This is a genomic window from Stenotrophomonas sp. YIM B06876, assembly GCF_030711595.1.
Classification (GTDB): Bacteria; Pseudomonadota; Gammaproteobacteria; order Xanthomonadales; family Xanthomonadaceae; genus Stenotrophomonas.
Map to the genome: position 1 here is coordinate 2,087 of NZ_JAUJUJ010000080.1, position 1,071 is coordinate 3,157.

Below are 1,071 nucleotides of genomic sequence, written 5' to 3' on the forward strand. Positions count from 1 at the left end.
CAGACCGGCGCCATCGTGATGAGGCCGCGCCCGCGGCGGGCGGTGTCACCGCGTCAGGCAGGTGTCTTGTCCTTGTAACGGCACAGGTCGCGGATCACGCACTGCGGGCAGTCCGGTTTGCGGGCCGTGCACACGTAGCGGCCGTGCAGGATCAGCCGGCCCCCAGCGGCAGACCGGCGCCAGCGTGATGAGGCCGCGCCCGCGGCGGGCGGTGTCACCGCGTCAGGCAGGGGGCTTGTCCTTGTAACGGCACAGGTCGCGGATCACGCACTGCGGGCAGTCCGGTTTGCGGGCCTTGCACACGTAGCGGCCGTGCAGGATCAGCCAATGATGGGCATCCAGCAAAAATTCGGTCGGAATCACCTTGACCAGCAGATCTTCGACCGCCCGCACGTCCTTGCCCGGTGCCAGCCCGGTGCGATTGGCCACGCGGAAGATATGCGTATCCACTGCCATCGTCGGTTCGCCAAAGGCGGTATTGAGCACCACGTTGGCAGTCTTGCGGCCGACCCCGGGCAACGCCTCCAGCGCTTCGCGGCTGCGTGGCACCTGGCCGTCATATCTGTCCACCAGGATCGCGCAGGCGGCGACCACGTTTTTGGCCTTGGCGTTGTACAGGCCGATGGTGGCGATGTACGGCTTCAGCCCGTCTTCGCCCAGGGCCAGGATGGCCGCGGCGGTGTTGGCCACCGGGAACAGCCGCCGCGTGGCCTTGTTGACGCCGACATCGGTGGACTGCGCCGACAGCGTCACCGCCACCAGCAATTCGAACGGCGAGCTGTATTCCAGTTCGGTGGTCGGGTGCGGGTTGAGTTCGCGCAGGCGCGTGAACATCTCCTGCACCTGCTCGCGGTTCATGCGCTTGCTGGCGCGCGGTGCGGCGGGTTTCGTCGCGGCGGCGGTGGCTTTCTTCGCCGCGGCCTTCTTTACCGAGATCTTCTTTGCCGACGCTTTCTTGATGACGACCGTGCTCATGCCGACGGGCTCCCGCCGGCGCGCGCCTTGGCACGGGCGAGGATGGCCGCGGCGGCCGAGGGCAGGGCGGGCTTGCTGTCGGCGACCGGTGGCGGT

General features: G+C 68.1%; 1 protein-coding gene and 1 pseudogene. Both read right to left on the reverse strand.

The genetic code is table 11. The annotated features are described in order from the left end of the window. Positions 1 to 53: 53 nt before the first annotated feature. A pseudogene (locus tag QZH66_RS14650) lies at positions 54 to 155 on the reverse strand (endonuclease III); the annotation flags it as partial. A 67-nt stretch (positions 156 to 222) separates the two neighbouring features. Continuing rightward, on the reverse strand, positions 223 to 858 hold the full coding sequence (gene nth, locus QZH66_RS14655) for an endonuclease III (protein WP_305806660.1): 636 nt from the start codon (positions 856 to 858) through the stop codon (positions 223 to 225). Between the last annotated feature and the right edge of the window lie 213 nt (positions 859 to 1,071).